Origin of the sequence: Rhizobium sp. IBUN, assembly GCF_000510625.1 — a bacterium.
GTDB classification, from domain to species: domain Bacteria; phylum Pseudomonadota; class Alphaproteobacteria; order Rhizobiales; family Rhizobiaceae; genus Rhizobium; species Rhizobium altiplani.
This window is the reverse complement of sequence record NZ_AZNV01000087.1, coordinates 1-6,518: the sequence shown is the minus strand read 5'-3', so window position 1 is coordinate 6,518 and position 6,518 is coordinate 1. Positions and strand designations below refer to the sequence as shown.

General features: G+C 58.1%; 8 protein-coding genes. 2 read left to right on the top strand and 6 right to left on the bottom strand.

Annotated features, from left to right (window positions below):
- Positions 1–93 precede the first annotated feature (93 nt).
- Positions 94–387 carry a YkgJ family cysteine cluster protein gene (locus tag RHIBUN_RS36195; RefSeq protein ID WP_084659953.1) on the top strand — a complete coding sequence of 98 codons (294 nt, stop codon included), beginning with the start codon at positions 94–96 and terminating at the stop codon, positions 385–387.
- Between the two features lie 71 nt (positions 388–458).
- Here the strand turns inward: RHIBUN_RS36195 and RHIBUN_RS0132720 are convergent, their stop codons facing one another.
- Both RHIBUN_RS0132720 and RHIBUN_RS36190 read right to left on the bottom strand, forming a co-directional pair.
- Positions 459–749: a hypothetical protein gene (locus RHIBUN_RS0132720; protein WP_025662859.1), complete on the bottom strand. Its 291-nt coding sequence runs from the start codon at positions 747–749 to the stop codon at positions 459–461.
- A gap of 737 nt (positions 750–1,486) precedes the next feature.
- Positions 1,487–1,873 (bottom strand): GNAT family N-acetyltransferase, encoded by a 387-nt coding sequence (locus RHIBUN_RS36190; protein WP_084659951.1) that lies wholly within the window; start codon positions 1,871–1,873, stop codon positions 1,487–1,489.
- Positions 1,874–2,119: 246 nt separating this feature from the next.
- Here RHIBUN_RS36190 and RHIBUN_RS0132700 point away from each other — a divergent pair, with 246 nt between their 5' ends.
- Positions 2,120–2,482 carry a hypothetical protein gene (locus RHIBUN_RS0132700; protein WP_025662857.1) on the top strand — a complete coding sequence of 121 codons (363 nt, stop codon included), beginning with the start codon at positions 2,120–2,122 and terminating at the stop codon, positions 2,480–2,482.
- 86 nt (positions 2,483–2,568) lie between these two features.
- Here RHIBUN_RS0132700 and RHIBUN_RS0132695 read toward each other — a convergent pair whose 3' ends face one another.
- The 4 genes from RHIBUN_RS0132695 to RHIBUN_RS0132680 are packed head-to-tail and all read right to left on the bottom strand — an operon-like array spanning position 2,569 to position 6,216.
- The gene (locus RHIBUN_RS0132695; protein WP_025662856.1) at positions 2,569–2,853 is read right to left on the bottom strand and encodes a copper-binding protein; all 285 of its coding nucleotides are present in this window, start codon (positions 2,851–2,853) and stop codon (positions 2,569–2,571) included.
- A gap of 25 nt (positions 2,854–2,878) precedes the next feature.
- Entirely contained in the window at positions 2,879–3,358 is a 480-nt protein-coding gene (locus RHIBUN_RS0132690) for a plastocyanin/azurin family copper-binding protein (protein WP_025662855.1), read from the bottom strand.
- Between the two features lie 30 nt (positions 3,359–3,388).
- Entirely contained in the window at positions 3,389–4,738 is a 1,350-nt protein-coding gene (locus RHIBUN_RS0132685; protein ID WP_025662854.1) for a copper oxidase, read from the bottom strand.
- Between the two features lie 14 nt (positions 4,739–4,752).
- A complete protein-coding gene (locus RHIBUN_RS0132680) occupies positions 4,753–6,216 on the bottom strand; it encodes a TolC family protein (protein WP_025662853.1) in 1,464 nt (487 codons plus the stop codon).
- Between the last annotated feature and the right edge of the window lie 302 nt (positions 6,217–6,518).

Below are 6,518 nucleotides of genomic sequence, written 5' to 3'. Positions count from 1 at the left end.
GCATTTGCCTTACCGAATTACCATGGCGGGCAAGCTTTGGCTTCTGAAGCACAAGTGAAGCACGGAAATCTCCCTCGTGCGACGAGGGTGAGCGTGGCGTTTGTGGGCGAAATCGATTGCCAAAGCTGCGGTGCGTGCTGCTCATACTCGTCCGAGTGGCCCAGGTTCACCACGGAAGCTGATGACGATCTGGATTTGGTCCCCGTCTACTATGTGGCAGCTGATCAAGGCGGCATGCGCTGCGAAGGCTCGCGATGCTCCGCGCTGGCCGGTGAAGTAGGCGTAAGCACGGCATGCCTTGTTTATGAAGTTCGGCCAGATGTTTGCCGAGCTTGTGTTCCTGGTGATGGCGCTTGTCAGACCGCGCGGGCTAGATTTGGTTTTTAGCTAGCAGGTCTAAGGTTCTTTTAGCGATTAGCTGTAGATGTGCACCGGGCAATGGGCGACGGCTCGTAGCCCTACAATCGGTTGGAACGAGTGCGTCGCCATTTGGCGACATCCTCCTTTTGAACCCAGATTGTGTCTTCATCCCCGGCGCGACCATGTTCCAACTTATAGGTGGCAACCTCGCCGAACGTCCCAATGTGTTCCAGAAGCCGCTGGTGCGAGGCATCTGGTGGTGATGCTACCTCCTCCATTGCCTCTTTCGTCACAATTACCAGCCAATTCGCGGTGTCGTCCGCCGTGGGAATATGGCCATTCTCGTCCTGGATGAATGGTGGGAAGTTTGGGCGGAGACGTAGAGCCATGGGAAAATCCCTTCTGCGAGCCCGTTACTAGGTTCGTGAGCTAACGGTTCGAGATGACCTACGACCGAACTCAACTTTGCTTCCCGATCTGCAGGGCGGAATCCCGTGCCGGGCATACCGGAACCCACCAAAATTGAGAGTAGTTCCCAACCGTTCCTCGTGGCAACCTGTTGGTATGAGCCGGATGGAACCGCAAGTCTTTGTGAATGCTATGAGTGAGGCCGGGAGCGATATCGCAGCAATCGGACGCCATTCTTATGTCATTGCGGACCCGGTCGGCTTGGATGATGAGGCTGCGTATCAGCGGATTGAGTTAGTTGCTTCAGGCTTTCCCAATCAAGAAACATTCTATCGGATATAGTACTCTATCTGCACGAAATCGGGCGTAGTGGACATTCCTGCGATTGCGGACGAGATGACGTCAACGGACAAGTTCTGGTTGCGTACGCTCGGCTTTCAAATCTGCTTCGTGAGCTTGGTTGACAGTGGTGTGAGCACCCCAGGCGCCGAGATCGGTGTTTGGTAGCCGGGGCAGGGATTTGAACCCTGCGTCACAACTCGAAGGCTGGAAGCAACCCCAGGAGACCCGGGGGAAGGAGAGCACCGCGCTCCGATTACACTTACGCCCGGCTTCCCAATAACGTCCGAGCGTAAGGCTTGTTCCTCGGGGAGGCCTCCGCGCGAGCCGCCAGTCTGCTTAAGGCATTTGCGGGCATGGGCGATAGAATTCCCTTGCGTCACTTCAGCCGAATGAGGCCTGCCTCTGATGGTTGAAAGCCGCAATCTCGATAGAGCGACCTTAGATGCGGTTCAAAATCGACGTGTAGCCACACTGCGCCCCTGTCTCGGGCAACATTTGTCGCCTCTTTGACCAACCTTGTGGCGACGCCCTTCCTGCGCATAGGAGGGCTGACGCAGGTATCTAGAATAAACGCATGTATAGCGCCATCTGAGGCAACATTAACAAACCCGACTAGCCGCTGTCCGTGGTAGGCCCCAGGGTGCGCAAGGCTTCGTGCCAAAACCGGGCCGAAGTCCCTTGCTCCATCACCGCCCCAAGCTTCCGCCCAAAGTCCATTCAGTTCTTCATTCGAAGGAAATGGATCGACACGAATAGAAACCACTTTACGTCCTCATAGGAAAGAGAATTGGGCTAAAGCGGCATGTACTTTTGCTCGCTCTTCGACATCACGACAGTTGGCGCGGCTAAAAGCATGATAGGCGTCCGGGGCATAATTATGAGGGTTGAGTCGCGCGAAGAGCTTGCCGTGTTAGAGCCAAGCGGCCCTCCCGGCCGCGACAGACGCTATCGACCGCTTTCTGAGCAAGGAGTAAGATGGACCGTACTCACTCCGGCTTGGGAGGGCTACATGTGGGGACCGACGATTTTTTTAATGTCCCTTGTCAGCTTGGCTGCCTCAAGTATTGGCGCTGAACTTCCATCATTTCACACGTCAATCTTCTCGGAGGATTTCTCGGTTGCCTTGTCGGTGCGATCCGTCACCGCGTCTCGGTCTCAGGAATACGACTATGATGTCACTATAGGGCTGACCGAGCGGCTAAGAGACGGCACGACCGTTTATATTGATCATGGAAGTCATGACGCTCGGGTCAAGTGTTTGCCGGGGAAGGTTTTCGTGGGTGGCAAGGAGTACCTGCCGCTGCCAAGTCAGGCGACACTCGACTGGAAAGAGGACCTGGTAGAATCGCTATGCACCCGCCCGGTGTCGTAATCGTTTAACTCAGATAGCCGAACCTCGGCGCAAGGTAAGGTGCCTTCGTGGAGCCCGGGCCGGTTTCAGCGGCCCGGGCCCACTCTTTACTTGACCTGCGTGACGGTCAGCTTGCCATCAACGCGCTCGGCAACGAACTCGATGCTCTTGCCTTCCTTCAACTGTTCCAGAATGGCCGCATCCTTGACCCGAAAAACCATTGTCATGGCGGGCATGTCGAGGTTCTTCAGGTCCTCATGCTTGATGGTGACCTTCTGTCCTTTCGCGTCGACTTTGTTGACGACGCCCTTGGTGAACTCCTGCGCGAATGCTCCAGCAGCGGCGCTGATGGACAGCAGGGAGGCCAAAGCGAGTTTAAGTGCGATCTTCATTGTTAAGTCTCCTTTTTTGGGGCGGTTACTTGGCAGCGACGGTGACATCGCCATGCATGCCAGCCTCGTAGTGGCCGGGGATGAGGCAGGCGAACTTGAAGTCGCCGCCGGTCGTGAACTTCCAGACGATCTCGCCAGACTCACCCGCTGCAAGGCGAATTGAGTTGGGGTCGGCGTGTTCCATCTCAGGGAACTTCTCCATCACCTTCTTGTGCTCCAGGATTTTGTCCTCTTGGTCGAGCACGAACTCGTGGTCGGTTTCCCCAGCGTTCTTGATGGAGATTTTCACAGTCTGGTCCTTGCGAACCTTGATGACAGCAGGCTGGAACAGCATCTTACCGTCTTCGGTCTCTTTCATCGTGACGCGGATGGTCTGTGTGACCTTCGCCTTATCGCCAGGTTCACCAACCGCCATCTTTTCCCCATGTCCGCCAGCGTGGTTGCCGGAGGCCAGGGCAGGGCTGGTAAGGGCTGCAAGAGCCAATGCAAGTGCGTAGATTTTCATGTCAGGTCCTTTTGTTGCTGAGGATGTGCGTCAGCCGTGTTTCATCGGCTTGGGCGTGATGGTGGTGTTTGCGTCTTTGGCCTTAGTCGGGTCCGGCAGTTCGCCGGTCCACTCCCAGGCCTGGGTCCCGGGCGGGTTTTCGTACCAACCCGGGTCGGAGTAATCGTCGGCCGAGATGCCTTCACGGACTTTCACGACGGAGAACATGCCGCCCATCTCGATGGGGCCGTGAGGACCCCAGCCGGTCATCATTGGAATGGTGTTCTCGGGGATGGGCATTTCCATTTCGCCCATGTCGGCCATGCCTTTGGTTCCCATCGGCATGTAATCGGGCTGCAGCTTGCGGATTTTCTCCGCGACCTTCGACTTGTCGGCACCGATGAAGGTCGGGATGTCGTGGCCCATCGCGTTCATGGTGTGATGCGACTTGTGGCAATGGATTGCCCAGTCGCCGAGGTACTTGGCGTCGAACTCGTAGGCCCGCATCGCCCCGACGGGAATGTCGATACTGACCTCCGGCCACCGCGCTTCCGGCCGCACCCATCCGCCATCGGTGCAGGTGACCTCAAAGTCGTAGCCGTGCATGTGGATCGGGTGGTTGGTCATCGTCAGGTTGCCGACGCGGATACGCACGCGGTCGTTCTTGGAAACCACAAGCGGGCTGATGTCGGGGAAAATGCGGCTGTTCCAGCACCACATGTTGAAGTCGGTCATTTCCATGACCTTGGGGACATATGTGCCAGGATCGATGTCATAGGCGTTGAGCAGGAACACGAAATCCCGGTCGACGCGCATGAACTTCGGGTCCTTGGGATGGACGACGAAGAAACCCATCATGCCCATCGCCATCTGGACCATTTCGTCCGAATGCGGATGGTACATAAAGGTGCCGGACTTCACGAGATCGAACTCGTAGACAAACGTCTTGCCGACAGGAATGTGAGGCTGTGTAAGGCCACCCACGCCGTCCATGCCAGACGGCAGGATCATGCCATGCCAGTGGATCGTCGTGTGTTCCGGCAGCTTGTTGGTGACAAAGATGCGGACACGGTCGCCCTCGACGGCCTCGATGGTCGGTCCCGGAGATTGCCCATTGTACCCCCAGAGATAGGCGGTCATGCCATCGGCCATCTCGCGCTCCACCGGCTCGGCGACGAGATGAAACTCCTTCACCCCGTTGTTCATCCGATGGGGAAGCGTCCAGCCGTTGAGGGTCACGACCGGCTGATAATCGGGCCCCGAGGTCGGGTGCAGTGGAGGCTGCATGTCGGCCGACGCCATTGCCGGAGCGTCCGGCAGGCCCATCGCGGAGGTCTTGGTCCAGGCTCCGGCTGCCATCAGGGCTGCGCCAGCGCCAAAAAGTTGTCGTCTGTTGAACATCTGAGTGTCCTTTCTCAATGAGCGCCGCCGCCGCTTTCGGAGACTGAAGCAATCTCGGTCTCGGCTGCCGCCGCAGACGAGCCGCCGCCGTAGACAGCGGGGGCGAGGTTCGCGTCGGCCAGCCAAAAGTCTCGCTTGGCATTGACGGAAAGCAGGATGGAATTGATCTTGTCCCGTGTGTCGGTGAGCAATTCGAAGGTGTTGGTGATCATGCCGTTGTAGGTGAGCAGCGACTCTTCCTCGACCTTGGTACGAAGCGGGACGACGTTGTTGCGGTAGTGCCGGGCGATGTCGTAGTTGGAGCGGTAGGCCTCGTAGGCCGATCTCGCCTCCGAACGCACATTGACGGCTTTCTCCGCCAATTGGTTCGCGGCTCGCATGTAGCCAAGCTCTGCCTTGCGCATCCGTGCCTTGCCGGTGTCGAAGATGGGGATTGAGAACTCCAGCTCGCCAGCAGCAGTGGTTTCCCACTTCTTCTTCCCGTCCTCGACTTCGCGTTCGGCCTCGAAGCCTGCGAGGATTTCCAGGTCGGTGACGTAGCGGGTGGCCTCGGTCAGGCCATAGGATCGCGCGGTGGCCTCCAGCTCCAGACGGGCGACCTGAAGATCAATACGGTTTCTGAGGGCTTCGGCTTCGATTGCGTCGCGCTTGGCAAGCGACCGTGGCAGCGCCGGGAGACTGTTCGGGACCTGGAAGTCGACGTCGGTGCCCCACAGGCCCATCAACCTCGTGAGTTCCTCCTTGGCAAGACGAGCCGTCAACCTTGCCTTTGCCGTTTCGCCAGCCAGCTCGGCAACAAAGACATGCTCGCGGGCTTGGCCTCCCTTGGTCATTGCGCCTGTTTCACCCAGCTTTTCGGCGAGTTCTGACGCTGCGTCGGCGGCTGCTTGTGCTCGTTGTAGCTGACCGACGTTTTCCCACGCGGCCACGGCATTGATCCAGGCCCGACGGGTTTCCGCCGCGAGCTGCAGGGTCCGGACGGCAGCGTTCAACTGAGCCTGCCTGAAACGAGTGTCGGCGATTTCGATGTCCCGTTTCTTCGTCATCAAGGCGAGAAGGTTTGTGGTGATCGCCCCCTCGATTGTGCGAAATGCCTCAAGTTCCGGCGCACCGATCCCCGAGAAGCCGATAGAAACCGTCGGGTTCAGCAGCATCGTCGACTGCCAGGCATCTGCTGCACTGTCGCCCAGATCGGCATAGGCTGCCTGCAGGCCCTTGTTGTTGATGAGCGCGACCTGAACGGCGGTCTCGGCGTCCAGCACCTTGTTCCTGCCAAGGAACGCCTTCACGCGAGAGGACGTTGCCTGTGCCTGCTGCTGGTTTTGCACCCAGACAGTCTGCTTGGACGTGACACCACCGACCTTGGCGGAGACCGTGGAAAAGCCCGCTTCCTTTCCGGCGTATTGGGCACTGCTGACGCAACCGGCCAGAACCAGCGGAATAGCCGTCAGTGCCATCGTTCTCTTGATCGCGATCATGATTGGTCTCCAATGAAAGAACACAAGGGGCAAAACGCCTTGAACTGGCGGCTTTTCCTTGGGTTCAGTTTCGTTTTGATCGGCATCGACGCCGATCGGCTCAATCTTTCCTTCCGCTGGACAGAGTGTTGCCGTCCTGCGGTTCTCGAACCAATCTCCAATGCGTGACCTGATGCGTTGGCTTCGGTCACAGAGTGATGTTCGGCTCCCGGTTTCCCATTCTCCCTAAGGAGCGCAGCCCAGTCCTACCGGGCTCGCTAGACGATCATCAGGACAACCGGGATATCGTCGACGCGCCTTCC